A 25,658-nucleotide genomic window follows, 5' to 3' on the forward strand; every position below is an offset into this window, starting at 1 on the left:
CATAAATAAAGTGGTTAAACTATTTCATCATAGCAGAGCTTGACTCAAAAAAGGATAAAGTAATGGTACGATTAAAGCGGTAAGTAATGCGCTCAGTGCCATTGCCACTGAAGCAAATGCACCAATACGCGGATGCTCAACAAGTGCGGCGGCGGTGCCTATTGCATGAAATGCAGTACCAATCGCAACGCCTTGTGCCTGATGGTTATAAATGCTCACCTGACGAAGAATAAGTAGCGCGAACAAAGCACCTAATAAGCCGATAAAAATCACCATCGCAGCTGCCAACGAAGCAATGCCTCCGAGTGAATCAGTCACTAATAGAGTAATGGGAGTAGTGACCGATAAAGCGGCAACAGATGCTGCTAATTGTGCAGGCACATTAAATGCGGCACTGAGTAAGGTTGCAACCACAGTGGCATTGATTATGCCCAAACTACAGCAGCCAACAATCAGCAGGAGATTTCTTCGTATATGCACAAATTGTTGATATAGCGGTAATGCAAGCGCAACAATGGCAGGCTCCAGTAAATAGCTTAATAACCGGCTATGGCTGGCAAATTGCGAGTAGGGCAGTGAAAAACTCACTAGTAATATGGCTATAAGCGTAATAGTGATAAAAACGGGATTAGTCAGCGCTTTTAATAAAGGATTGTTAATGGTTGTATTGAGCTTCCTTAATCCTAAAAACAGCGTGATAATTACAGGAATACTTAACCACCATAGATCAATCATGTTCAATCCTGCCTTTAAATACACTGATCACCGTTGCGATAAGCAGTAAGCTGGTCAATGGCACCAAAATGAAAACTGCACTGAGAAATTGCCATTGCAGGGCGATGATCTCAAGGTGTTCGATAAAACCAACTCCAGCAGGGATGAAAAAAAGCGGCATGACATTTAATAATGGCTTAGCACAGGGAGTTAAGTGATGCTCTTTAACTACGTTTGTTAAAAGTAACGTAAGTAGCATTAGCATCGCTAAGAGGGGGGCTGGAAAGCTGCCTTGCAGCCAGTGCATGATTATTTTTGCTATCGCCAAACAACCCAAAATCAAACAGCTGCTGAGTAAATAAGGGAAGATTTTTTTAAGCACTTGGGGTCGGGGATCCATTGATTATTTACTCACTACAGGTCGTATTATACTTCATCATATTTGCTTGTTGAAAACTATGCGACTTATTGCTTAGCGTTGATATTAAGTGAATTTGTTACCAACGTTTACTATTTTGATACTCAATGTTATCGGCGCCTTTGGCTTTTGCAATGGCCTTTTTTGTATTGCTGTTAATAAGCAGACGAATTTGGCTAATGGTTTCTTTTGCTAAAATTTGTCTTCTTGGAGTGTTAAAACTTTGTTGAGTAACGCGTTTTATTGCCGCTAAAGTATCCGGTGAGCGAGCTAATAAGGTATTGATCATTGCTAAACAGCGTTGTTTTGGATCCGCATTTACTTCGGTTATTAACCCTAATTGCAGCGCTTTATCAGCACTAATAGGATCTGCATGACTGGCAAGCCACATGGCATCGTCACGTTTTAGTAAGCTAGGTAGTACAACATTTGCACCCATATCAGGGCATAGTCCCCAGCGCGCTTCCATAATGGCTAATTTAGCATCTGGGTGCACAATCCGATAATCAGCCCCAAGAGCTATTTGCAGGCCACCACCAAAGCAATTACCTTGGACGACTGCGAATACCGGCACACTTAGTGATTGCCAACCCAGCACAACTTGCTGCGCTAAATTACAGTTACCCGGCAACCATTTAAATAGCAACTTGGCAATATTTATGGGACTTTTCATAACGGCAGCAACATCCAGTCCAGCACAAAAATGCTCACCATCACCTTGAATAACGACAGCGCGGATAGTCGGGTCTTTTTTAATTTTTTTAATAATACTTGTCAGCTGTTTGAACATGACAAAATTCAACGCATTTTGTTTATCTTTTCGGGATAATGTAACGAAGGCGATTGCCTGTTGTGTTTCAAAGTTAATCATGTCAACTCCTCTGACCTGTTTCAGTTTAGCTTACGAGTTAATTGAATTGATGTAAAGCGTGGCTTTTTTTGAAAAACAAGCTGTTTTAGAGTCAGTTATTATTAACTTGAGATACAAATGATTACAAATTGGTCTATATTTTTAATCGAGTGGCTTGTTATATAATCAGCCAATAATAGCCTCTGAACGTAACTTGACGTTTAAGGATAATTTAAATACATACATAAAGGTAGTTGCGCAGCTACCAAGGAGATAAACCATGCTAAAAAGGTTCACGCCTAGCATTTTAGGAACTTACATGTCATTAGCGATCAAAGGGGTAGTTGGTACAACATTAATCGCTTTTTTAGCTGGTTGTTCAGATGATAACGCTACCAAACAAGTCGCTCCACCTCCCGCGGTTTCAGTATTTAATGTTGTTACCCAAGAGGTGGGGAATTATCGAGAGTTTGTTGCTCGCACGGAAGCTCATCAGGAAGTAAAAATTCGCGCTCGTGTTGAGGGGGAATTAATTGAACGTCATTTTGATGAAGGCTCATTTGTTGAAAAAGGACAGTTATTACTAAGAATTGACCCAAGTGAATACCAATCCTCTGTTGCTGAAATTGAAGCAGACTTAAAAAGTAAACTTGCTGGCGAAGATGGTGCGTCTCGTGATTTAAAACGCGGTAAAGAAGTTGCTGCACAAGGGTTTATTTCACAATCTGATTTAGATAAATTAACCACTAAATATGAGCAAGCCGCTGCTGCTGTTATTTCTGCAAAGGCCAGCCTTGAAAAAGCAAAATTAAATCTAAGTTACACCGAGATAAAAGCGCCGTTTGCAGGGCGTATCGGTAAGGTTAATTATGACGTAGGCAACATTGTTAGCCCTTCCTCAAATGAATTGGCGGAATTGACTGATGTGGATCCAATTTATGTTAACTTCCAGGTCGAAGAAGGCGATTACATTAGTTATCGTCAAAAACATCAAGATAGTGCTAATAACCCTCAAAATGTACCAATAGATTTATCCCTGCGTTTGCCAAATAACTCGGACTTGGGATCAAAAGGGCAGTTAGATTTTGCCGATACGAAAATTGATCGCAGTACTGGCACTGTTGAATTAAGAGCTACATTCGCTAATCCACAGAACATTATAATGCCAGGCTTATTTGTCACCTTAATTGTTGAAAGTAAAGATAAGCAACTGCAAGCACTTATTCCTCAAGCTGCAGTACAAGAAAATCAACAAGGTAAATTTGTATTAGTAGTGGGTGAAGATAATAAAGTTGCAACGCGTATTGTGCAATTAGGACGGCGTATAAATGCGATGTGGGTCGTTAAATCGGGTCTTGAAGAAGGTGAGCAAGTGATTGTTGAAGGTTTACAAAAAGTACGTCAAGGGGTCGAAGTTAAACCAGTCGAAAAAAAGGTCGATCACACCACAGGTACAATTTCTAGCCAACCAGACGCTGCAAACTAAAGGAAACGCACATGATAAGTAAAACGTTTATCGCGCGGCCTAAATTTGCCCTAGTCATTTCGATAGTGATTACGCTAGCGGGTTTGATTTCCATGGGTTTGCTGCCAGTTAATATGTATCCCGAGATTACTCCACCGCAAATACAGATCACCGCAGTTTACCCAGGTGCCAGTGCGCAAATAGTGGAAGAGTCAGTGGTCAGGCCCATTGAAGAGCAAGTCAATGGTGTCAAAGATATGATGTATATCGAGTCCAGCTCCAGTAATAATGGCACGGCTACGATTACGGTATACTTTAAGGTGGGCACGGATACTGATATTGCTCAAGTAAATGTGCAAAACCGTGTTGCCTTAGCTGAACCGGGGTTACCCAGCGAAGTAACCCGCCAAGGTGTATCGGTTAAGAAAAAATCCAGTTCAATGTTATTGGGTATTAACTTGTATTCTAGCCAAGCAAACATTGATGCCATTTTTTTAAGTAACTATGCAACAAACTACTTAACTGAACCGCTGGGCCGAATTAAAGGCGTGGCATCGGCTGAAGTTATGGGTGAGAAAACCTACTCAATGCGATTGTGGTTACGCCCAGATAAAATGGCGGCGTTAGGGCTGACAGTAGGCGAAGTTAGGGCGGCATTACAAGAGCAGAACACTATAGTTGCAGCTGGTAAGTTAGGTGCGGCACCGAGCTCACCAAGTCAGCAGTTTGAATATTCAATTCAGGCTAAAGGGCGTTTAAAAACTCCAGATGAATTTGGCCAAACAATTATTCGTGCTAATCAAGATGGTAACTTTGTACGTTTGACTGATATTGCTCGCATTGAACTTGGCTCAGCAGATTACAGCACTACAGCTAAGTTAAACCAGCAAGATACTGCTTTTATAGTTATTTACCAATTAACAGATGCCAATGCAACGCAAGTGGCAAGTGATGTTAAAGCCACCATGGCAGAGCTTGCTAAGCAATTACCAGATGGTGTTGAATACTCAATACCATACGATACGACAGAGTTTATCAATCGCTCAATCGAAGAAGTGATTGTTACATTATTTCAAGCTGTTGGCCTGGTTGTTTTAGTGGTGTTTTTGTTTTTACAAAATTGGCGCGCGACACTTATTCCAACTATTGCCATTCCAGTATCGTTGGTGGGCACGTTTGCTTTTATGATGGCTATGGGTTACTCAATTAACTTAATCACCTTATTTGGTTTAGTGCTAGCGATCGGTATTGTGGTAGATGATGCAATTATTGTAATTGAGAATGTTGAGCGGATCCTCAAAGAAGAAAAGCTGCCGATTAAAGAGGCTGTCACTAAAGCGATGGAGCAAGTAACCGGGCCTATAATTGCGACCACCCTAGTTTTATTAGCTGTATTTGTGCCAGTAGGCTTCATGCCAGGTATTACTGGGGAGCTTTATAAGCAGTTTTCTGTAACGATTTCGTTTGCGGTATTAATTTCGTCCGTTAACGCATTAACCCTAAGCCCAGCTTTATGTGCCTTATTGTTAACTGAAAAGTCAATGAAACCGATAAAATGGCTGGCGCCAGTTGAAAAAGGCATTGTTAAATCAACCTCCATCTATTCTAAAATTATCCACTTTATTCTAAAACGCTCAGCGAGAATGGCTATTTTTGCCTTAGTTATTTTTGTAGCGGCAGGTTGGCTTGCTAAAAGCGTTCCAACAGGCTTTGTCCCAGCCGAAGACCAAGGCTTTGTATTTGTAGATGTGCAATTACCAGATGCGGCGGCTTCGGGACGCACTGTTGATGTGATGCATAAAATAGGTGACATTATTAAACAAGAACCAGCTGCAACCGATTTTATTGCTGTATCCGGTTTTTCTTTGATTGGCGGGGCGGGTTCAAATAATGCTTTAGGTATTGTTATTTTAAAAGACTGGGAAGAGCGCACCAGTACTGAACTTGGCTTAAAGTCAGTGATTGGTCGTTTGATGGGAAAAATGTGGGCTATGCCTGATGCGCAGATAATGGTATTTAACCCGCCGCCAATTCCTGGTTTGGGTAATAGCGCTGGTTTTGAGTTTCGTCTGCAAGACAGTGAAGGCCGAGATCCTATTGAGTTGGCACAAGTACTTAATGGGCTGGTATATGAAGCGAACCAACATCCAAGCTTGAGTAATGTGTATAGTACTTTTAGAGCAAATGTACCGCAGTACTTTTTAGAGATAGATCGCAATAAAGCTAAAGCTCAAGGGGTTGCATTAAGTGACATATTCTTAACGCTGCAAGCCCAGCTCGGTTCATTATATATTAACGATTTCAATCAGTTTAGCCGTACTTACAAAGTAATCATGCAAGCTGAGAGTGAATTCCGTAAAAATCCCTCAGACTTGCAGCATTATTTTGTGCGTAACAATGAAGGCGACATGGTGCCATTAACGACACTTGCTAAACTTGAACCAATTCTTGGGCCAACAACCCTCAAGCACTTCAATTTATATCGTAGTGCGAGTATTAGTGGTCAAGCAGCTGCGGGGTTCTCAAGTGGTGATGCAATAGCTGCCATGGAAGAGCTAGCTAAGCAGTTACCTAATGGCTATGTATTTGAATGGGCAGGGCAATCTAAACAAGAAATTGAAGCTGGCAATATGGCACCGTTGCTATTTGCTTTGGCCGTTCTATTTGTTTACTTGTTCTTGGTTGCACAATATGAAAGTTGGACGATCCCTTTTTCAGTTATAGCAGCGATTCCACTGGCAATGTTTGGTGCAATGTTAGCGTTATACGTTTTGGGTATAGAAAATAATATTTATGCGCAAGTGGGGTTAGTACTGCTTATCGGTATGTCGACCAAAACTGCAATCTTGATTGTAGAATTTGCGATGGAAGAGCGGCTTGCAGGTAAGAGTATTTTTGATGCGGCTCTTAGTGCAGCTAAAATGAGGTTTCGTGCGGTATTAATGACGGCTCTTTCATTTGTATTAGGTGTATTACCGTTAGTATTTGCAACTGGCGCTGGAGCGGGAAGCCGTGTATCGCTGGGTGTCACTGTGCTAGCCGGCATGTTAGCAGCGACTATATTGGGTACTTTGTTGGTGCCGTTATTTTATAGTTTGGTGCAGTCAATGCGCGAAAAAATAAAGGGTACAGCGACTTCATAAGCGTAAAATAAGCTTTGTATAAAAAAAGTCAGGGAAACCTGGCTTTTTTTTGTCAAAAATTTGCTGAGGTTTGATACTATATCTGGCATTAGCATCATGAAAGGTTTATGGCAATGACAGGACCCCGTTTATACAGTGAAGAAGAAGTAACGCATCAAGCTTACGATATCTTTTTAGAGTTAGCCCCAGATAACCTTAGTGAGCAAGATGTTGATGATTTTAACCAGCATCGAGAAGAGCTTGGCTTTATTGAAGAAGGCGAGCCTGATGATCAATGGCAAGATTTTGTTGCATTAGAAATAGAGCCAGAATTATTTATTCAGGTGTTAGTGGGACTTGAATTCGATAATCAAGATATTCTATTTGCTAAAATTTTGATTAGCCGTGATAAAGATGCGCCGTTTTGTCATATATTATGGAAAGATAGCGAATAATCTAGATGCAGTATCTTAGTGAAAACAGCCTTGTTTTAAATATCAACACAGTGAGCGAACAGTGATTAGGTTACTGCTGTTGTTGGGCTGCCTGCTTAGCTTTAAAGTCTGGGCAGTTGATCCTTTTGAAGACTTTCATGAGTATGGTCAACTCTCAGATGAAGAGATCCATAAAATCCATCAAGGCGAACTATTATACGGCGATACTGAATTTGGACTTATTGTTAGTCGCGGTAATACTAACTCGACCAGTTTTAAGTTCAAAGGTAACTTATATCAAGACCTTGATAAATGGCGTAATCAATTCAAAATAGATAGTTTATATAAACGTGATCGTAACGATGCTACTGGTAATGATGAAGTCTCGGCAAACCGTATATTTTTCTCTGCGCAGGGCAACTATAAAGTTGGGGTAAAAAACGCCTCATTCTTTATGTATGGTGATTATGAAGAAGATGAATTCAGTGGTCTTGAGTTTAAAAGTACGCTTGCGGCAGGTTATGGTAACCGTTTGTATCAAGGGGTAAAAAACCAAGTTGATTTTGATATAGGGCCTGGTTTATACAGCTCGGTGGCGCAAGATGATGCTGAGCTTGAAGATGAGCAAGACAAAACCAAAACCGGCTATTTATTACGTTTAGCACTGCAGTGGGAGCGAACTGTCTCGACTCGAACACGTTTCAATCAAGATTTAAGTATTGAGCAATCATTGTCAGGATTAAACTCACGATTAAAGTCAGAAACATCATTGATCAGCCAAGTGATGGGTGCTATATCATTAAAGTTTACTTATTTATATCGTTATAATTCTAAGCCGGAAGACGACAAGTTAAAGTTTGATTCAGAACTAAGTGCGACATTAGTTTATAGTTTTTAATATTTTAGAGAGTGTTATGTATCAGCATAAGCAATTTGCACTGTTCATTTTTGTTATTCTAAGCTGGATTGCCAGCTTTGTTGGTTTAGCTTGGTATTTAATTGGTGCCGATATGCCGTTAATGGTATTTGCAGCGATTTTAGTGCTGGTGGGTTTTTTGTTCCATGGTTTAACCATTAAAGTTGATGACAGCCAAATTAGCTGGGGTTTTGGTCCTGGTGTGTTTGGTGATAAGTTGCAGCTAGTGGATATTATTGAAGCTAAAGCAGTAGAAAATTCTTTTCGTCATGGTATTGGCTTACGTATTACCCATGATGGTTGGGTATACACAGTGTCAGGATTTAGCGCAGTACAGCTAACTTTAAAAGATGGTAGCCAATATCGCTTGGGAACTAACGACCAAGATGGTTTACTGGCAGCGTTGGCGGGTAAGATAAGCGAGCCAATAGCAGAGCCTACACTCGTTTGATTAAATTATAGATATAAAAAAAGCGCAGTAGCGCTTTTTTTATTGTCGGTTTAAGTCGATATTAGTGATCGTGACCACAGCCGCCATCACCATGAACATGGCCATGCTCTAGTTCGTCTGCTGTTGCATCACGCACTTCAAGTATTTCTACATCAAAGTTTAAAGTGATGCCAGCGAGTGGGTTATTACCATCAACAATTACATCTTCTTCTTGAATATCAATGATCATTACAGATTGATCGCCGTCATCTGTTGAGGCACGAAATTGCATACCAACTTCAATTTCCATACCTTCAAACATCGACTTTGGTACTGCTTGCATCAGATCATCATGGCGTTCGCCATAACCTTGCTCTGGTGGCACAGTAACACTGAGTGTGTCGCCCGCTTTTTTACCTTGTAGGGCATCTTCGAGGCCTTGAATTAAGTAACCGGTACCAACGATAAAGATTAGTGGCTCACCATCAAATGAGTTATCGATAGAGTTTTTGTCATTATCCATGACTGAATAATGCATTTTTACCACTTTATTTGTTGCAACGATCATAGTCACTCCTATTTATTCGTCTTCGAGAGAGTAGGGTAGAGGAAGGATTGATAGCTCTACCGTTGGGGCATGTTTTGCACGCAGTAACTGACTAGGTTCACTGTCGTTTGGCAACACAACAAGGCCAAATAAGGTTTTACTTTGTTGATTGTAGGCTTGGCTTATTAATTTGCCAGCACGACGCCAGTTTTCACCCATTTGGGTTTCAAGCTCTGGCTCTGCTAATTCTCCATCGCTGTGCCCTGATACGATATACATAGCGCGTTTATTTTTACCAAGGTATTTCATGCGGGCAACGGTTTCTTGGCCTGTGTAACAGCCTTTACGAAAGCTTACTCCACCGATTGCTTGCAGGTTAACCATTTGTGGTACGTATTCACCGAGTGCCGCTTCATTGAGCTCAGGCTCACCCGCTAAAATACTATGTTGGTGCCACAGCGCGTCGTTTTCAAGGGCGATAACCTCATCAGGCAGTGAAAATTCATCATTAACCATCAGTAAAATGCGGTTTTTTGCTAATTTTAGTGCTTTACCATGACTAAAATCGCAAGCGCTATCTTGCTCATTAAAATGAATGTTCAACGCATTTAAGGTTGCAGCTAGATCATCACCGATTAAACCAATTAACTTGCTGGTAGCAGCTTGTATTTCAACTTTTGAAAACACCGCATACTTTTTTAATTCCGTTAAAGATTGAGTGGTTTCAACCGCTGATGCTGCTAAATAGTAACTATCCTGATAAGCAAATAACTTTGCTACACTCCATAATTTACCTTTGGCATTACAGTGCCCAGCCCATAAGAAGTTGGTTTGGTTGAGCTTATTAATATCTTGGGTAATTTGGCCATGAAGGTAGGCGAGTTTATCAACACCGCTAATGCGGATCAGCTGATGTGATAAAGGGCATGCGTGTACTGTTGACATAAAAACCTGCTTTACAATAAATGTAGGCGCGTATAATACCGTAGTTAGCGCTGCTGGTATAGATGCATAAATAGCTGTTTATTCAGGTGCAATTTGTTAAACTGCTAAGTAACTTAGTACGAGGTAAAAAATGACTGAAATTCACAATAAAGCGCGTATCCGCTGGGCTTGTCGCCGCGGCATGTTAGAACTAGATGTGTTATTTATGCCATTTGTAGATGAGGCATTTGATTCGTTATCTGTACAGCAGCAAGCTGTTCTTCAACGTTTGCTAGAAGCGGATGATCCCGATCTATTTGCGTGGTTTATGGGCCATCAAGAATGTAAAGATCCTGAGCTTAAACAGATGGTACAACTGATTTTAGACCGAGTTCGTGTATAGGTTTAGGGTTACTAATAATGTTCCAGACCACAGGCCTTTTGTGGTCTACTTTAGCTTGTTCGCAGTGTGTTATAGCTTCTTTTTAACTAGCATATTAGCGCAATTTATTTGTGTCGCCAGTAGTACTGTTTTTGGCTATGTGAGTTGGCACTGGTATAAAAAATCCCATCCTCAGCAAGGCGTTTTTATATTAGATTCTACGCAATGTCGTTTTGAAAATAATACGCTAAAAATAAATGGCCATATCAGTAACAAAAGCCGTGTTTATCAAAGCAGTGTTTGGTTATATATTAATGGCTTTGCAAGCTCCCACTGGCTGATTATTAATGCCAGCGGGGTTGATGAACTGAGTTTTGTGCGCTTGAAACGTCTTACTTTGGCTGCTCGTCATGAGCAAGCGGAGTTAAAATAGTGGGCGTTGGATTATCATTTAACTGTGGGTAGTCAATCGTATAATGCAAGCCTCTGCTTTCTTTTCGCTCCATTGCACTGCGAATTATAAGCTCTGCTACTTGCACTAAATTACGCAGTTCAAGCAAGTTATTCGAAACGCGGAAGTTTGCATAATAATCACGAATTTCTTGTTGTAGTAATTCAACTCGGTGTAACGCACGTTCTAGGCGTTTAGTTGAACGCACAATGCCAACATAGTCCCACATAAATAGTCTTAGTTCATGCCAATTATGGGTGATCACCACTTCTTCATCTGAGTTAGTTACGCGGCTTTCATCCCACATCGGCAGCACTTTTAATGCTGGACTATGTTGTATTTTTGCTAAAATATCTTTTGCTGCGGCGTGCGCGAACACAATGCACTCTAGTAATGAATTACTGGCCATGCGATTAGCGCCATGTAGCCCCGTATAAGCGACTTCGCCTACCGCATATAAGTTATCTAGATCGGTCTTGCCGTTAAAGTCAGTCATTACTCCACCACAGGTATAATGTGCCGCAGGAACCACTGGAATTGGATCTTTAGTGATATCGAGCCCGACACTTAAGCATTTTGCATAAATGGTCGGGAAATGCTCAATAATAAAGTCTTTATCTTTATGACTGATATCTAAATACACACAGTTAGCACCTAGGCGCTTCATCTCAAAATCGATAGCGCGGGCAACAATATCGCGTGGTGCTAGCTCTTCACGCTCGTCAAAGTCTTTCATGAATCTTGTGCCGTCAGGGCGCTTTAAATAAGCACCTTCACCGCGCATCGCTTCGGTGATCAGAAAGTTTTGTAGCTCTGGGTGATATAAACTGGTCGGGTGGAATTGGTTAAATTCCATATTAGCTACTCTACAACCTGCCCGCCAAGCCATGGCGATACCATCACCACTGGATACATCAGGGTTGGATGTGTAAAGGTATACTTTACTGGCACCACCGGTTGCTAAGGCTACAAACTTAGCTGAAATTGTTTCGACTTTCTTTGCCGCTCGGTTCCACATATATACGCCATGGATATGTTTACCGTTTTGGCCTAATTTTTTATCACCAATTAAATCTATTGCGTTGTATTGTTCTAATAAGGTGATTTCTGGGTGCGCTTGTACTTGGCTTATTAGCGTTGTTTGCACTGCTCGGCCGGTAGCATCTGCAGCGTGCAAAATTCGACGATGGCTATGGCCGCCTTCACGGGTTAAATGAAAGCGCTCTTTGCCTTTGCTATCAAACTCCATATCAAAAGGCACGCCTTGCTCGATTAGCCATTGCAAGCAATCATGGGCATTACTAGCGGTGTATTGCACGGCGGCTTTGTCACATAAACCACCACCGGCATCTAAGGTGTCTTGTACGTGAGATTCAATGCTGTCATTCTTTTTATCAAACACGGCAGCAATGCCGCCTTGTGCATAAAGTGTGGAACCTTCCGTCAATTCACCTTTACTGATCACGGTAACTTTACAGTGATTAGCTAAAGATAATGCTAATGAGAGGCCAGCTGCGCCGCTGCCAATAATAGCGACATCCGTGATATGGTGTTTATTTTGGTTCATGTCCGTGGTCTTTGCGGTTACAATGCCCAGATACTAATGTATAAACAGTAATGAGCAAATAATAATATTATGATAGGCGTATATGTATCATATTTGGCGCGACACTATTAGTGATTTTCAACTTTCGCCAACATATTTATATGCTATTTTATAAAAAAATAATATTAAACAGAACTTTTCATTCATGCAGCAGTCAGAGTATTTGTAAACAATGGCAGGATATGAATGACAAGCAATAATCAGACAGAGGAGTACCGGCTCGAATGAGCGAGCAGGATTTGGATTTAGCGCTAGTAAAAAGGGTCCAGCAGGGCGATAAAAATGCCTTCAATCTTTTAGTAAAGAAGTATCAGAACAAAATAGCCGGTTTGATTTCACGTTATGTATCAAATCAAGGCGATATTGCTGATGTTGCTCAAGAAGCTTTTATTAAAGCATACCGCGCACTTCCAAACTTTAGAGGGGACAGTGCCTTTTATACTTGGTTATACCGTATCGCCGTTAATTGTGCTAAAAATTACTTAGTGGCTCAGGGCCGCAAACCGCCAGCAAATGATATAGATGCTGACGATGCAGAGTTTTATGAAGGGTCTGATGCAATGCGTTCAAATGCATCCCCTGAAAACTTGCTACTAAGCGAAGAAGTTCGCGCAGTGATTTTTAACACCATTGATAGTTTGCCTGAAGATCTTAAAACCGCGATCACTCTACGAGAAATCGAAGGGATGAGCTATGAAGAAATAGCCGTGGTGATGGATTGCCCAGTCGGGACGGTGCGTTCGCGTATTTTCCGTGCCCGTGAAGCAATAGATAACAAATTAAACCCATTAATAGGCGAGTCTTAATATGACAAAAGCACACGTTAACAAGTTGGATAATCAGCATCTATCCGCATTACTTGACGGCGAACAATCATTAACTGATGAGGTTATTGCCCAGCAAGATGCGGCAACCTTAGGACGTTATGCGCTAATAGGTGACGTAATGCGTGCTGAGTCAGAAGATGCTTTCGTCTTTGATATAAGCGATAGTGTTGCGCAAGCGCTGGAAAGTGAACCAGTTTATGCTGATTTCACACAATCTGCGTCACAACCTGCACCATTGGCTGCCACGGGCACCGATAACGTAGTGGCGTTTAACTGGCGCAAACCAGTTGCACAACTTGCAATTGCAGCAAGTGTTGCCATGTTTGCAATTGTTGGTGTACAAACATTGCCACAAGGTGAAAACTCACCTAGCAATGAAATTCCGATGTTACAAACAACACCAGTAACAGGAATGGCATCACCAGTTAGCTATTCGTCAGAACCCGCTTTACAAAATGCAGAGCAAGGTTTGCGTGAGTTACAGCAACAGCGTATTGGCGCGTTAGTATTAGAACATCAACGCCAAGCACGAGTTGCATATTCATTAGAAAAAGCTCACACTGAGGCGCAAGCCGAAGAGGAAAAAAACTAATTAAATGAAAGTAATTACTTTTATTTTGTCGTTGGTATTAATGGCTCCAGCCTTTGCTGACGACGAAAACCCCGCAAAAGAGCTTCTGCTCAAAATGGCTGACGCCGTTCATAATCGTAACTTTGACGCATCATTTGTGGTCGTCAAAGGGAAGACAATGGAACCATATCGTTGGTTGCATGCAAAACAAGGTAATACAGAACTCGAGCATTTGAGCTTACTCAATGGCGCAGGCCTTGAAATGGTTCGTATTGATGATCAAGTTACTTATTTTGAGCCACAGTCTGAACCTTATTCAATAGATACTGATTCTATAGCAGGCCCAATCCCAGAAGTGTTATTCAAAGATGTTGAGCGTTTAAGCCAACATTACGATTTTGTGCTCGGTGGTAAAGGCCGTATTGCAGGGCGTGCTGCGCAGCTTGTGCGTATCGAATCAAAAGACGAGTATAAGTTTAATTATTGGCTGTGGCTTGATGCTGAGTCATCGCTATTACTAAAATCTGCTTATGTTAATCATGCCGGTGAGATGTTAGAACAACTACAGTTAACCCATATTAGTGTAACCGAAGAGCCCGCTGCGTTATTACTTGAAATGCTAAATCGTAAGTTTCCAACGCCATTACCAGCAGCGGCAATTACCAAAAATGAAGCAAGTACAGAAAGTAATAATTGGCAAATAGGCTGGTTACCGGAGGGGTTTAGTTTGTTAAAATCAGACCGTCATAAGCTTGATTTGAACAATGAACTGACGGATTATTATTTATACTCAGATGGTTTTGTCGAAATTTCAGTGTTTGTACAAAGACCATTACCTGGTCGCAGGCCAAGCGGTGCATTGTCATCCGGTGCCACGACAGTATATGTGCATAATAGCGGTAGTTTTGATGTGTCAGTGGTGGGGAATATTCCAGCAATGACTGCAAAAGCAATTGCTGAATCGGTTGCAAGACCCTTGTAATATAAGCTGATAATGATAGAACAAACCCTTACAGTGGTGTCGATTCAAGGCGCCACTGCGCATTTAGAAGCCCAACAAAAGCAAGCCTGTGAAGGGTGCAACGGCCGTTGTGGTTCTCAAATATTTAGTAAGTTATTTGGCACTGCTAAAAAAACCTTCCCCTATCGCTTTGAAATCCCTGTTGTGGTTGGGCAAAAAGTAACCCTAGCACTGGATGATAGCCACATGGTAAAGCATGCTTTTGCAGTGTATATGTTGCCTTTGGTATTAAGTCTGGTATTTGCGTTAGTGGCTGCTGAGGTTTTTTCTGTGCCTGAATGGTTGCAAATCATTGCCGCTATAGGTGGTGGTTTTACTGGCTTTGGCATTGCTAAAAGCCGAGTGAAAAGCCTAAAGCATGATGTTAAAGTAATAAAAATTCACCCAATTAGCCTCCCTTTAACTCAAATAGATGGTGATTGAAGCCAATTAAATGTAAAATTGCGGCTTTATACACTCAGTCCATTAAAATAGAAGTTTAGAATCCAGTTTATGAAGCATATCCGTAATTTTTCGATCATCGCCCATATTGACCACGGTAAATCGACCCTTTCAGATCGTTTGATCCAAGTTTGTGGTGGTTTAACAGACCGCGAAATGCAAAAGCAAGTATTGGATTCAATGGATATTGAGCGCGAGCGTGGTATCACCATTAAAGCGCAAAGTGTAACTCTAAATTATAAAGCCAACGACGGTGAAACTTACCAACTTAACTTTATCGACACCCCGGGACACGTTGACTTTACTTATGAAGTATCGCGCTCGCTGGCAGCGTGTGAAGGTGCATTATTAGTTGTTGATGCCGGTCAAGGTGTTGAAGCGCAAACTCTAGCGAATTGTTACACTGCCATCGAAATGAATTTAGAAGTAATTCCGGTATTAAACAAAATCGATTTACCACAAGCTGATCCACTTCGTGTAGCCGAAGAAATTGAAGATATTATTGGTATCGATGCCCTAGATGCCGTGCAATGTAGCGCTAAAACAGGTGTGGGTATTGCCGAAGTTCTTGAAATGATTGTTAAGGACGTACCGCCACCAGTGGGTGATAAAGACAAACCGCTACAGGCGCTTATCATTGACTCATGGTTTGACCCGTATCAAGGTGTTGTATCGCTGGTGCGTATTAAGCACGGTGAATTAAGAACGGGCGACAAGATAAAAATTATGTCGAACGAGCATATACACACTGCAGATCAGGTTGGTGTTTTTACACCAAAGCAAACCAACACCGGTATTTTAAGAACTGGTGAGGTAGGTTTTGTTATTGCGGGTATTAAAGAAATACATGGTGCGCCAGTAGGTGACACTATTACCCATCAAAAAAATGCAGCACCTGAGCGCTTACCGGGCTTTCAAAAAATTAAACCACAAGTTTATGCCGGTATGTTTCCAATTGCCTCGGATGAGTATGAATCTTTCCGTGATGCGCTTAATAAACTTAGCTTAAATGATGCGTCGTTATTCTTCGAACCAGAAAATTCAACAGCACTTGGCTTTGGCTTTCGCTGTGGTTTCTTGGGCATGTTGCACATGGAAATCATTCAAGAGCGTTTAGAGCGTGAATATGATATTGACTTAATTACCACCGCACCAACGGTAATTTATGAAGTTGTAACTAAAGAGGGTACGATTCAGATTGATAACCCATCTGATTTACCTGCTGTAAACGATATTTTAGAAATTCGTGAGCCCGTTGTTGAAGCTAATATTCTTGTACCACAAGAGTACTTAGGTAGCGTTATTACGCTTTGTATTGAAAAGCGTGGTATGCAAACTAAGATGAACTATCACGGTAAGCAAGTCGCTGTTACTTATGAACTGCCAATGGCAGAAGTGGTGATGGACTTTTTCGATAAGTTAAAGTCAACCAGTCGTGGTTTTGCCTCGCTGGATTATAACTTTAAGCACTTTCAAACATCAGACATGGTGCGCGTTGATATATTAATCAATGGTGAGCGCGTTGATGCGCTTGCGATTATTGTTCACAGAGACAGCGCGCAATCGCGTGGTCGTCAATTAGCTGATGCGTTGAAAGAACTTATCCCTCGTCAAATGTTTGATATAGCAATTCAAGCGGCAATTGGCGCGCATGTTATTGCTCGTACCACTGTTAAGCAATTACGTAAAAACGTAATTGCGAAGTGTTATGGTGGCGACGTGAGTCGTAAGAAAAAGCTACTTCAAAAGCAAAAAGATGGTAAAAAACGTATGAAGCAACTAGGCAATGTTGAAGTGCCTCAAGAAGCATTTTTAGCGATTCTTAAAGTTGGTAAGTAAGTTTCTTAACCAAATTACGTAAGATAAAGGATTTAATGCATGGCAGGTTATTTTTCAATATTTTTAGTTTTGTTAACTCTAGGCTCAGGCTTAATTTGGTTAATTGACCATTTTATGTTTGCACCAAAAAGGCAGCAACGCTTAGCTCTTGCGCAAAGCTCTGCTGGCGGCGAGCTTGATGAAGAAACTGCAGCATTAATTGCGCCAGAACCGACGATTACTGAAACGGCAAAATCAATTTTTCCGATGATTGCGGCTATTACGATTTTTAGATCGTTTATATTCGAGCCGTTTCAAATACCATCAGGTTCAATGATGCCGACACTATTAGTTGGCGATTTTATCTTAGTACAGAAATATTCGTATGGCGTGAAAGACCCTGTTTGGCGCACTCAATTAGTTGATGTTGCAGAGCCTGAACGTGGTGATATTGTGGTATTTAAATACCCATTAGACGAACGTATTGATTATATTAAACGTGCGATTGGTTTACCGGGTGATAAAATCGTTTACCGCGATAAGCGTTTATACATTCAGCCAAATTGCGAGCAAGGACAAACACAACAAGGTGACTTATTGTGTAATGAATTTAATAAAATTGATATGGAGATCATTAATCGCGATGAATTTAAGCAAGGCTCTATGGATTTAGTCCGGTTAGATGAAAATTTGACTACGCTAAAACATAATATTTTAATTAACCCTGAAGCGCTGGAAATGAAAGGGCGTTACTATCAACAACCGGGTACACGTTCTGATGAATGGGTAGTGCCGGCTGATCATTATTTTATGATGGGTGATAACCGCGATAACAGCCAAGATAGTCGCGTATGGGGCTTTGTGCCAAAAGAAAACTTGGTGGGTAAAGCTGTCTTTATATGGATGAGTTTTGAATTTGAGAATGGCCCAGATGACATTTTACCAGGCTGGGTTCCAACTGGTGTTCGTTTTGAACGCCTAGGTAATATTCAGTAACAATGAAAAAAAATGTAACAGAGTTATATAGCAAAATAGGGTATACCTTTATTGATCAAGTATTGCTTGAGCAGGCGATGACCCATCGCAGCCATAAAGGACAACACAATGAACGCTTAGAGTTTTTGGGCGATTCCATTTTAAGCTTTGTCATTGCCAATGCTTTATATAGTAAGTTCCCCAAAGCGCGTGAAGGCGATCTTAGCCGCATGCGTTCAACGCTTGTGCGTGGACAAACCTTAGCTGAATTTGGTTTAGAGTTTGGCCTAGGTGATTACTTACGCTTAGGGCCGGGTGAACTTAAAAGTGGTGGTTTTAGACGTGAATCAACTTTAGCTGATGCGGTTGAAGCAATTATTGGTGCGGTATTTTTAGATGCTGGCATTGATGTTTGTGGAGACTTGATTTTGGCGTGGTACGAATCTCGCCTTGATGCCATTTCGCCAGGTTTAAACCAAAAAGATCCTAAAACATTACTACAAGAATACTTACAAGCCCGCAAATTACCTTTGCCAGGCTATACTGTAGTAGATACTAAAGGTCAGGCACACAATCAAACGTTCACGGTTGAATGTATTGTTGAAGGTATGGATAGCATCATCTCAGTTGGCAGTTCTCGTCGTAAAGCTGAACAAAAAGCCGCTGAAAAAGCGTTGAAGATACTTAAAAATGAATCTTGATACATTGATCCAACCGCACACGCGTGATTTAGATACTTTTTGTGGCATGGTCGCTATTGTTGGCCGCCCAAACGTTGGTAAATCTACCTTGCTTAATGAAATTATTGAGCAGAAAGTAAGTATTACCTCGCGTAAACCGCAAACCACACGCCACCGTATTATGGGTATTCATACTGTAGGTAAGCACCAAGCCGTGTATGTTGATACACCAGGCCTGCATGTTGAAGAAAAGCGTGCCATTAACCGTTTAATGAACCGTGCTGCTTCAAGTTCATTAGGTGATGTTGAGCTAGTTATTTTTGTTGTTGAAGGTACTCATTGGAATGCTGACGATGAAATGGTGCTTAACAAAGTAAAGCAAAATGGCAAACCAGTATTACTTGTGATGAACAAAATTGATCAAGTAAAAGACCGTGACCTTGTGCTACCGCATATGAAGTGGTTAGGCGAAAAGTTTGATTTTGTTGGCATTATGCCAGTATCTGCGACTCAAGGTAAAAATATCAACCTGATCAAAGATGAAGTAACTAAGCGTTTACCACCGTGTGAATTTTACTTCCCTGAAGATTACGTAACAGATCGTTCAATGCGCTTTATGGCAGCCGAAGTGATCCGTGAAAAGTTGATGCGCTTTATGGGTGAGGAGCTTCCTTACTCAGTTACCGTTGAAATTGAGCAGTTTAAATGGCAAGAAAATGGCATTTGGCATATCAATGGCTTGATTTTAGTTGAGCGTGAAACGCAAAAACGTATGGTTATTGGTAATAAAGGCGAAAAGCTTAAAGTGATTGGCCGCGAAGCCCGTAAAGATCTCGAAGAAATGCTTGATAATAAAGTGTTTTTAGAACTTTGGGTGAAGGTTAAATCAGGTTGGGCTGACGACGAGAGAGCACTTCGCAGTTTAGGCTATGGTGAAGATTAATAGCCTAAGCGATATTTATGGATAGCGACTTCTACACGGCATATTTATTACACCGACGTCCTTTTAGTGACTCACAAGTAATGCTTGATATGTTAGTAGAAGGCGTTGGCCAGTTGCGCATGCTGGCGCGAATTAGCGGTCGCCAAGCAACAAAATACAAAGCTCAGTTACAACCCTTCCAAGCTTTACTGGTAAATTATACCGGTAAACACGACCTGAAATATATCCAACGATTTGAACTACATGGCACGCAATCCACACTAGTTGGGGATCAGCTTTATTGTGGGTTTTACCTCAATGAACTAACCAACCGCATTGTACCAATTAATGAACCAATTGATCATGCCTATCAATTGTATAAAACTCACCTACAACAGCTTAACCAGCACCCTAACTTACAAGCTGTATTACGTTCTTATGAATTTCAATTATTAGAATTATTAGGCTATGGCGTTGACTTTAGTTTTGATGCCGCAGGCGATCCAATTTCGGCAGAGCAAACGTATAGTTACTTTGCTGAATACGGCTTTGTTGCCCAAGAAAATCAAGGCAGTGGCTTTTCTGGCGCGCAGTTAAATGCAATTGCAGCTCATGACTTTAGTGCGCCGGATGTGTTATATATGGCGAAACAATTAAGTCGTCATTTAATGAAGCCTTTATTAGGCAAAAAACCATTAAAAAGTCGCGAGCTGTTTATATCCAAATAGTTTGGGTATTCACCAACAATCTTAATACGGTATTTTTAACCGTTATTTTTACAGGTAAAAAAATGAAAGATATTCTTTTGGGTATAAACGTTGATCATATTGCTACCTTACGCCAAGCTCGGGGTACAAGTTACCCAGATCCAGCACATGCTGCGAGTGTTGCTGAGCATGCTGGCGCTGATGGGATCACTATTCATTTACGTGAAGACCGTCGTCACATTCAAGATCGTGACGTGTATGTGATGGCTAAAACAATCCAAACACGAATGAACCTTGAAATAGCGGTTACAGATGAAATGATTGATATTGCTTTAGATGTTAAGCCAGCTTATGTTTGCTTAGTACCAGAAAAACGTGAAGAGTTGACCACCGAAGGCGGTTTAGACGTTGTTGGTAATCTAGATAAGATTAAAGCCGCGACAGCAAAATTAACTGACGCCGGTATAAAAGTGTCGTTATTTATCGATGCAGACAAAGCACAACTAGATGCAGCTACAGCCTGTAATGCCCCATATGTTGAAATTCATACTGGCGCTTATGCGGATGCGCAAACTGATGCTGAGATACAAAAACAACTTGAGCATATTCATCAAGGTGTAAAGTATGCAGCAAGTTTGGGTTTGATAGTAAACGCCGGCCACGGACTTCATTATCATAACGTGAAACCGATTGCTGCTATGAAAGAGATTTACGAACTAAACATTGGTCACGCAATTATAGCGCGTGCAGCCATAGATGGATTAGATAAAGCAGTACGTGACATGAAGCGACTAATGCTAGAAGCGAGAGCTTAATTTTAACTTCTCTTAAAATGCAAAAAACGACTCAAAAGAGTCGTTTTTTATTATTTGTATCTAACTGGATTAACAGTTAGTTTCTTTAGCGTTAACGCCTTCTTTTACTTCTTCACAGGCGTCTTCTACTTTGTTTTGTACGTCGGTTACAGCTTCATCGATGCGTTCACCGGCCTCTTCTGCATGATTGTCTTCACAACCCATGATAAAAAAACTAGCGAATAAAGCGATCACAGCAGTTTTAATAGTTGTCGATTTCATAATGTAATTCCTTGTAAAATTAATAAATGTGTTGTTATTTAAAATAAATTGTTATCACTTAGGGACATTGCCGCGCAACGCACCTGAAACGAGTGAAATAACTAACAATACAATAAAGATAAAAAAGATAATCTTAGCAATTCCTGCTGCGGCACCTGCGATACCACCAAAACCTAACACTGCAGCAATAAGCGCAATAACTAAAAATGTAATTGTCCAGCGTAACATTGTCGTCTCCTTGGTTTGTTAATTTGTTCAGAGTAAATAATGCCAGTTACATGCCATGTGTTTAAATCCTTTATTATCAATTGGATAGTGTTTATTTTATTTATTTTCATGAATTAGGTGGGAATTATTTACAGCTTTATCTGTAACTTATACTCGGCGTCCTGAAAAATAAATATTTTAGCATGATTTTTTGGTAAGACCAATTTCATGTTGAGTGCTTTTTCATTAATTTAACAGTTGTTGAGTAGTTCGGTTGGTAAGTTATTAAGGTGCAGATTAGATTTCACTTATAAGTTATAGCTATATTCAGTATTTTTATCATCTATATCCTATTAAATTATAGTAAAAAGCAGTGTGTTAACTTTGCTGAAGATATGTTAGCTTTATATTAATTGGTTTTACCAATTTACAAAGTGTTGGACTTGGTCTGTTTCTTTGATATGATTATTGCATAAATATTTAAATAAAGTGATTTTTTACCTATCTTTCGGGTGGGTAAGAATACTCAGGGGGGGGGCAGAATGGATATAGGTCAATTACTTGCTACTGCAGCAAACTTAATGCTCACTGGGATGGTGGGAGTTTTCGTTTTTCTTTCGTTGTTGATTGCAGCAATTACCGCTATGTCTAAATTAGCGAGCCGCTTTGAACAGCCGGTTGTAATGCCAACGCGGACACCATCGATCAAAGCACCCGGTGTACCAAGTGAACACATCGCTGCGATAAGTGCTGCCATAGCTCAGTACAAAAATAAACAAAAACTATAAGGGATGACTTGTGGCTAAATTAAAATTAACAGAATTAGTACTTAGAGACGCGCATCAATCATTATTAGCAACGCGTATGCGTTTGGATGACATGCTACCGATTGCACAAAAATTAGATGATGCAGGTTACTGGTCGATCGAATCATGGGGTGGGGCTACTTTTGATTCATGCATTCGTTATTTGGGTGAAGATCCTTGGGAGCGTATTCGTGCTCTTAAAAAAGCTATGCCAAATACTAAACAGCAAATGTTATTACGTGGTCAAAACCTTTTAGGCTATCGTCATTATGCAGATGATGTTGTTGAAAAATTTGTAGAGCGAGCGCACAAAAATGGTGTTGATGTGTTTCGTATTTTTGATGCGATGAACGATGTTCGTAATCTTGAAACGGCTATTAAAGCTGCGATTAAAGTTGGCGCACATGCACAAGGTACAATTTCGTACACAGTAAGCCCGGTTCATACACTTGATATGTGGTTAACGCTTGCCAAGCAGCTTGAAGAGTTAGGCTGTCATTCAATTTGTATTAAAGATATGGCTGGTTTGCTTAAACCATACGATGCAGAAGAGTTAATCAAAGCGTTAAAAGAAACAGTCTCTATTCCAATTGCAATGCAGTGTCATGCCACAACAGGTTTAAGTACTGCTACTTACCAAAAAGCGATTGATGCAGGTATTGATATGCTTGACACCGCAATTTCATCAATGAGTATGACTTACGGACACAGCGCAACTGAAACGATTGTATCGATTGTTGAAGGTACTGAACGTGATACTGAGCTGGATTTAAATCAACTCGAAGAGATTGCAGCTTATTTCCGCGATGTTCGTAAAAAATATGCCGCGTTTGAAGGCAGCTTAAAAGGTGTTGATGGCCGTATTTTATTAGCGCAAGTGCCTGGTGGCATGTTAACTAATATGGAAAACCAGCTTAAAGAGCAAGGTGCTGCGGATAAATTGAATGAAGTATTACTTGAGATCCCACGTGTACGTGAAGACTTAGGTTATTTACCGTTAGTTACACCAACATCACAAATTGTTGGTACACAAGCAGTATTAAATGTATTGACGGGCGAGCGTTATAAAACTATCACCAAAGAAACTGCCGGAGTGCTAAAAGGTGAGTATGGCGTAACTCCTGCGCCGATGAATAAAGAATTACAAGAGCGCGTACTTAATGGCGCAGAAGTCATTACTTGCCGCCCAGCTGATTTATTGCAACCAGAACTAGAAATACTCCAAGCTGAGTTATTAAAAGAAGCAAAAGAGCAAGGCTTAAGCTTAGCGGATGAGCAGATTGATGACGTGTTAACGTATGCATTATTCCCACACATTGGGTTAAAATTCATTAAAAATCGTAATAACCCAGATGCTTTCGAAGCTGTACCAAGTGCTGAATCTGCTAATAAAGAACAACCAGTTAGTAATAAAAAAAGTAACAGCAACACAGTAAAAGCAGAGCAGTACAGCGTAAAAGTAGATGGTAAAGTTTATGATGTAGTGGTTGCACAAGGCGGTGAGCTTAAAGAAGTAACACTTAAAGATAGTGAGCATATTCCACAATCGGCGTCAGTTGCTTCCGGCGAAACACTTAACGCTCCACTTGCTGGTAACATCTTTAAAATCAAGGTGAAAGCGGGTCAAACGGTAAATGAAGGCGATGTAGTGATCATCATGGAAGCGATGAAAATGGAAACTGAAATTCGTGCAACCCACACCGGTACTATTGCTGAAATTCTTGTTGCTGAAGGTGATTCAGTGGCAACGGGTGACGCTATGATAGCACTAGCTTAGGAGCGCAGAGGATGGAAGCATTATTAAACCTCTGGCAAGCAACAGGTATTGCTAATTTTACATTTCCTGCGCTTATTATGATCGCAGTAGGGTGTTTATTGTTGTATCTGGCAATTGCGCGCAACTTTGAGCCGTTATTATTATTACCAATTGGCTTTGGGGCAATATTAACAAATATCCCCGTAGCGGGCTTATCAGACCCCGGTGGTTTGCTGTATTACGTTTATCATATTGGGATTGATACCGGTGTATTCCCATTATTAATATTTATGGGTGTTGGTGCACTCACTGATTTTAGTGCCTTGATAGCTAATCCTCGTATGTTATTGCTAGGTGCTGCAGCTCAGTTTGGTATTTTTGCAACCTTGTTTGGCGCAATTTTACTAAACTATGTACCAGGTTTTGAGTTTTCTTTACAAGATGCGTCAGCAATTGCGATCATAGGTGGTGCAGATGGCCCGACGGCAATCTTCTTAGCCTCAAAACTTGCTCCTGATTTATTGGGTGCTATCGCCGTAGCTGCATACTCATATATGGCGTTGGTGCCAATTATTCAGCCGCCAATTATGCGGGCTTTAACCACACCAGAAGAACGTAAAATTCAAATGCCACAGTTACGCACCGTATCAAAAAAGGAAAAAATTATTTTTCCGTTAATGGTATTGAGTTTAACGATTTTGTTTTTACCTGCAGCAACGCCACTGGTAGGCATGTTCTGTTTAGGAAACTTGATGCGAGAGTCTGGTGTGGTTGACCGTTTAAGTAATAGTGCACAAAACGAGATCATAAATATCACCACTATTTTCCTTGGTTTAGCTGTAGGCTCTAAGCTTGCTGCAGATAAGTTTTTAACCGTAGAAACAATTGGTATTTTGGTACTCGGCGCCTTGGCTTTTGCAATTGGTACAGCTTCAGGTGTATTTATGGCAAAAGGTATGAACAAGTTCTCTAAATCACCAATCAATCCACTCATCGGCGCGGCTGGTGTATCAGCTGTGCCAATGGCTGCACGCGTAGTTAATAAAGTGGGTCTGGAGAATAATCCGCATAATTTCTTATTAATGCATGCAATGGGACCAAATGTTGCGGGAGTACTGGGTAGTGCTGTGGCTGCAGGTATCTTGTTAGCACTGGTAGGTTAAATAAATCATTAAACTATACCCAGCGAGCTGAGTATGGTGAGGTAACTTTTACTTCCAACCGACTGCGCAGTATTTACTGCGCTTTTTTTTGCTTGCATATTGGGTATACTCGATAGATATTTTATTAAATAGGAATGGTATGAATATCTTCGTGATTTTAATTTCACTGTTTGTTGCATTAATCATCCTTGTGCCACTACTTGAAAAGTATCAGTCTAAAATGGGCCTAGATGGTGCGACTAAATACGCCAAATACATCTGGCCATTAGTGATGATTTCATTGGTTGTGCAATTGATTTATGTGTTGGTGAGATAGAGCGTAGCCGTCAGTTTTAAGGTTCAGGGCAGCTAGAAGTGGTAAGTTGCTCAGCGTTAAAATTGCCTGCGTAGGTTGTGGTTGAACACCCCGAAACCCAACGAAAAATATCC

Annotated in this window: 29 protein-coding genes; 21 read left to right on the plus strand and 8 right to left on the minus strand. The window is 40.8% G+C overall.

What is annotated here, in order from left to right:
• Nucleotides 1-27 precede the first annotated feature (27 nt).
• From PVK79_RS05155 to PVK79_RS05165, 3 genes are all read right to left on the minus strand, one after another.
• Complete coding sequence (locus PVK79_RS05155) at nt 28-735, minus strand: LrgB family protein (RefSeq protein WP_257325437.1); 708 nt, start codon at nt 733-735, stop codon at nt 28-30.
• Nucleotides 728-1,114, minus strand: a complete 387-nt coding sequence (locus tag PVK79_RS05160) for a CidA/LrgA family protein (RefSeq protein ID WP_145237642.1) — start codon at nt 1,112-1,114, stop codon at nt 728-730. Before PVK79_RS05160 ends, PVK79_RS05155 begins: the two co-directional genes overlap by 8 nt.
• Nucleotides 1,115-1,211: 97 nt before the next feature.
• Nucleotides 1,212-2,003: a crotonase/enoyl-CoA hydratase family protein gene (locus PVK79_RS05165; RefSeq protein WP_182716997.1), complete on the minus strand. Its 792-nt coding sequence runs from the start codon at nt 2,001-2,003 to the stop codon at nt 1,212-1,214.
• Between the two features lie 298 nt (nt 2,004-2,301).
• On the opposite strand from PVK79_RS05165, the gene PVK79_RS05170 reads away from it, so the two are divergent.
• From PVK79_RS05170 to PVK79_RS05190, 5 genes are all read left to right on the plus strand, one after another.
• Entirely contained in the window at nt 2,302-3,468 is a 1,167-nt protein-coding gene (locus tag PVK79_RS05170) for an efflux RND transporter periplasmic adaptor subunit (RefSeq protein ID WP_182731872.1), read from the plus strand.
• Between the two features lie 11 nt (nt 3,469-3,479).
• Complete coding sequence (locus PVK79_RS05175; RefSeq protein ID WP_145237633.1) at nt 3,480-6,590, plus strand: efflux RND transporter permease subunit; 3,111 nt, start codon at nt 3,480-3,482, stop codon at nt 6,588-6,590.
• A gap of 113 nt (nt 6,591-6,703) precedes the next feature.
• Nucleotides 6,704-7,024: an HI1450 family dsDNA-mimic protein gene (locus PVK79_RS05180; protein ID WP_145237630.1), complete on the plus strand. Its 321-nt coding sequence runs from the start codon at nt 6,704-6,706 to the stop codon at nt 7,022-7,024.
• Between the two features lie 61 nt (nt 7,025-7,085).
• Complete coding sequence (locus PVK79_RS05185) at nt 7,086-7,901, plus strand: DUF481 domain-containing protein (protein WP_257325438.1); 816 nt, start codon at nt 7,086-7,088, stop codon at nt 7,899-7,901.
• A 16-nt stretch (nt 7,902-7,917) separates the two neighbouring features.
• Nucleotides 7,918-8,370: a hypothetical protein gene (locus PVK79_RS05190; RefSeq protein WP_145237622.1), complete on the plus strand. Its 453-nt coding sequence runs from the start codon at nt 7,918-7,920 to the stop codon at nt 8,368-8,370.
• Nucleotides 8,371-8,431: 61 nt separating this feature from the next.
• Here PVK79_RS05190 and PVK79_RS05195 read toward each other — a convergent pair whose 3' ends face one another.
• Together PVK79_RS05195 and ygfZ are read right to left on the minus strand one after the other, a co-directional pair.
• Nucleotides 8,432-8,917, minus strand: a complete 486-nt coding sequence (locus tag PVK79_RS05195) for an FKBP-type peptidyl-prolyl cis-trans isomerase (protein WP_145237619.1) — start codon at nt 8,915-8,917, stop codon at nt 8,432-8,434.
• A gap of 12 nt (nt 8,918-8,929) precedes the next feature.
• Nucleotides 8,930-9,841, minus strand: a complete 912-nt coding sequence (ygfZ, locus tag PVK79_RS05200) for a tRNA-modifying protein YgfZ (RefSeq protein ID WP_145237616.1) — start codon at nt 9,839-9,841, stop codon at nt 8,930-8,932.
• A 130-nt stretch (nt 9,842-9,971) separates the two neighbouring features.
• Between ygfZ and PVK79_RS05205 the strand changes: the two genes are divergently transcribed.
• Both PVK79_RS05205 and PVK79_RS05210 read left to right on the plus strand, forming a co-directional pair.
• A complete protein-coding gene (locus tag PVK79_RS05205; protein ID WP_054205400.1) occupies nt 9,972-10,223 on the plus strand; it encodes an FAD assembly factor SdhE in 252 nt (83 codons plus the stop codon).
• Between the two features lie 40 nt (nt 10,224-10,263).
• A complete protein-coding gene (locus PVK79_RS05210) occupies nt 10,264-10,635 on the plus strand; it encodes a hypothetical protein (protein WP_257325439.1) in 372 nt (123 codons plus the stop codon).
• On the opposite strand, the gene nadB is transcribed toward PVK79_RS05210, so the two are convergent.
• The gene (nadB, locus tag PVK79_RS05215) at nt 10,595-12,220 is read right to left on the minus strand and encodes an L-aspartate oxidase (protein WP_145237612.1); all 1,626 of its coding nucleotides are present in this window, start codon (nt 12,218-12,220) and stop codon (nt 10,595-10,597) included. The two genes, PVK79_RS05210 and nadB, sit on opposite strands and share 41 nt — an antisense overlap.
• Nucleotides 12,221-12,483: 263 nt before the next feature.
• On the opposite strand from nadB, the gene rpoE reads away from it, so the two are divergent.
• The 10 genes from rpoE to pdxJ all read left to right on the plus strand — a co-directional run bounded on the left by rpoE (nt 12,484) and on the right by pdxJ (nt 21,036).
• Nucleotides 12,484-13,065, plus strand: coding sequence for an RNA polymerase sigma factor RpoE (gene rpoE / locus PVK79_RS05220; protein WP_145237609.1), 582 nt, complete (start codon nt 12,484-12,486; stop codon nt 13,063-13,065).
• A 1-nt stretch (nt 13,066) separates the two neighbouring features.
• Nucleotides 13,067-13,678, plus strand: coding sequence for a sigma-E factor negative regulatory protein (locus PVK79_RS05225; protein ID WP_145237606.1), 612 nt, complete (start codon nt 13,067-13,069; stop codon nt 13,676-13,678).
• A 4-nt stretch (nt 13,679-13,682) separates the two neighbouring features.
• The gene (locus PVK79_RS05230; protein WP_182731874.1) at nt 13,683-14,639 is read left to right on the plus strand and encodes a MucB/RseB C-terminal domain-containing protein; all 957 of its coding nucleotides are present in this window, start codon (nt 13,683-13,685) and stop codon (nt 14,637-14,639) included.
• Nucleotides 14,640-14,651: 12 nt separating this feature from the next.
• Nucleotides 14,652-15,101 carry a SoxR reducing system RseC family protein gene (locus PVK79_RS05235; RefSeq protein WP_182731875.1) on the plus strand — a complete coding sequence of 150 codons (450 nt, stop codon included), beginning with the start codon at nt 14,652-14,654 and terminating at the stop codon, nt 15,099-15,101.
• 69 nt (nt 15,102-15,170) lie between these two features.
• Entirely contained in the window at nt 15,171-16,958 is a 1,788-nt protein-coding gene (gene lepA, locus PVK79_RS05240) for a translation elongation factor 4 (protein ID WP_182731876.1), read from the plus strand.
• A gap of 39 nt (nt 16,959-16,997) precedes the next feature.
• The gene (gene lepB, locus PVK79_RS05245; protein ID WP_145237597.1) at nt 16,998-17,933 is read left to right on the plus strand and encodes a signal peptidase I; all 936 of its coding nucleotides are present in this window, start codon (nt 16,998-17,000) and stop codon (nt 17,931-17,933) included.
• A 2-nt stretch (nt 17,934-17,935) separates the two neighbouring features.
• A complete protein-coding gene (gene rnc, locus PVK79_RS05250) occupies nt 17,936-18,613 on the plus strand; it encodes a ribonuclease III (protein WP_145237595.1) in 678 nt (225 codons plus the stop codon).
• Complete coding sequence (gene era, locus PVK79_RS05255) at nt 18,603-19,535, plus strand: GTPase Era (RefSeq protein WP_145237593.1); 933 nt, start codon at nt 18,603-18,605, stop codon at nt 19,533-19,535. The genes rnc and era overlap by 11 nt, the downstream gene beginning before the upstream one ends.
• 17 nt (nt 19,536-19,552) lie before the next feature.
• On the plus strand, nt 19,553-20,242 hold the full coding sequence (gene recO / locus PVK79_RS05260) for a DNA repair protein RecO (protein WP_145237591.1): 690 nt from the start codon (nt 19,553-19,555) through the stop codon (nt 20,240-20,242).
• Between the two features lie 62 nt (nt 20,243-20,304).
• Complete coding sequence (gene pdxJ / locus PVK79_RS05265) at nt 20,305-21,036, plus strand: pyridoxine 5'-phosphate synthase (protein ID WP_182731878.1); 732 nt, start codon at nt 20,305-20,307, stop codon at nt 21,034-21,036.
• A 69-nt stretch (nt 21,037-21,105) separates the two neighbouring features.
• On the opposite strand, the gene PVK79_RS05270 is transcribed toward pdxJ, so the two are convergent.
• Together PVK79_RS05270 and PVK79_RS05275 are read right to left on the minus strand one after the other, a co-directional pair.
• Nucleotides 21,106-21,297: a hypothetical protein gene (locus PVK79_RS05270; RefSeq protein ID WP_149980895.1), complete on the minus strand. Its 192-nt coding sequence runs from the start codon at nt 21,295-21,297 to the stop codon at nt 21,106-21,108.
• A 54-nt stretch (nt 21,298-21,351) separates the two neighbouring features.
• Nucleotides 21,352-21,525, minus strand: a complete 174-nt coding sequence (locus PVK79_RS05275; protein ID WP_145237585.1) for a DUF1328 family protein — start codon at nt 21,523-21,525, stop codon at nt 21,352-21,354.
• A 521-nt stretch (nt 21,526-22,046) separates the two neighbouring features.
• Here PVK79_RS05275 and PVK79_RS05280 point away from each other — a divergent pair.
• The 4 genes from PVK79_RS05280 to PVK79_RS05295 all read left to right on the plus strand — a co-directional run bounded on the left by PVK79_RS05280 (nt 22,047) and on the right by PVK79_RS05295 (nt 25,545).
• Nucleotides 22,047-22,292 (plus strand): OadG family protein, encoded by a 246-nt coding sequence (locus PVK79_RS05280; RefSeq protein WP_182731879.1) that lies wholly within the window; start codon nt 22,047-22,049, stop codon nt 22,290-22,292.
• Nucleotides 22,293-22,302: 10 nt separating this feature from the next.
• Nucleotides 22,303-24,087 carry a sodium-extruding oxaloacetate decarboxylase subunit alpha gene (gene oadA, locus PVK79_RS05285; RefSeq protein WP_257325440.1) on the plus strand — a complete coding sequence of 595 codons (1,785 nt, stop codon included), beginning with the start codon at nt 22,303-22,305 and terminating at the stop codon, nt 24,085-24,087.
• Between the two features lie 11 nt (nt 24,088-24,098).
• Complete coding sequence (locus tag PVK79_RS05290) at nt 24,099-25,229, plus strand: sodium ion-translocating decarboxylase subunit beta (protein ID WP_145237582.1); 1,131 nt, start codon at nt 24,099-24,101, stop codon at nt 25,227-25,229.
• A 139-nt stretch (nt 25,230-25,368) separates the two neighbouring features.
• Nucleotides 25,369-25,545 carry a hypothetical protein gene (locus PVK79_RS05295; protein ID WP_167542971.1) on the plus strand — a complete coding sequence of 59 codons (177 nt, stop codon included), beginning with the start codon at nt 25,369-25,371 and terminating at the stop codon, nt 25,543-25,545.
• Nucleotides 25,546-25,658 lie beyond the last annotated feature (113 nt).

Origin of the sequence: Pseudoalteromonas rhizosphaerae (genome assembly GCF_028885455.1) — a bacterium.
Taxonomy (GTDB): Bacteria; Pseudomonadota; Gammaproteobacteria; order Enterobacterales; family Alteromonadaceae; genus Pseudoalteromonas; species Pseudoalteromonas rhizosphaerae.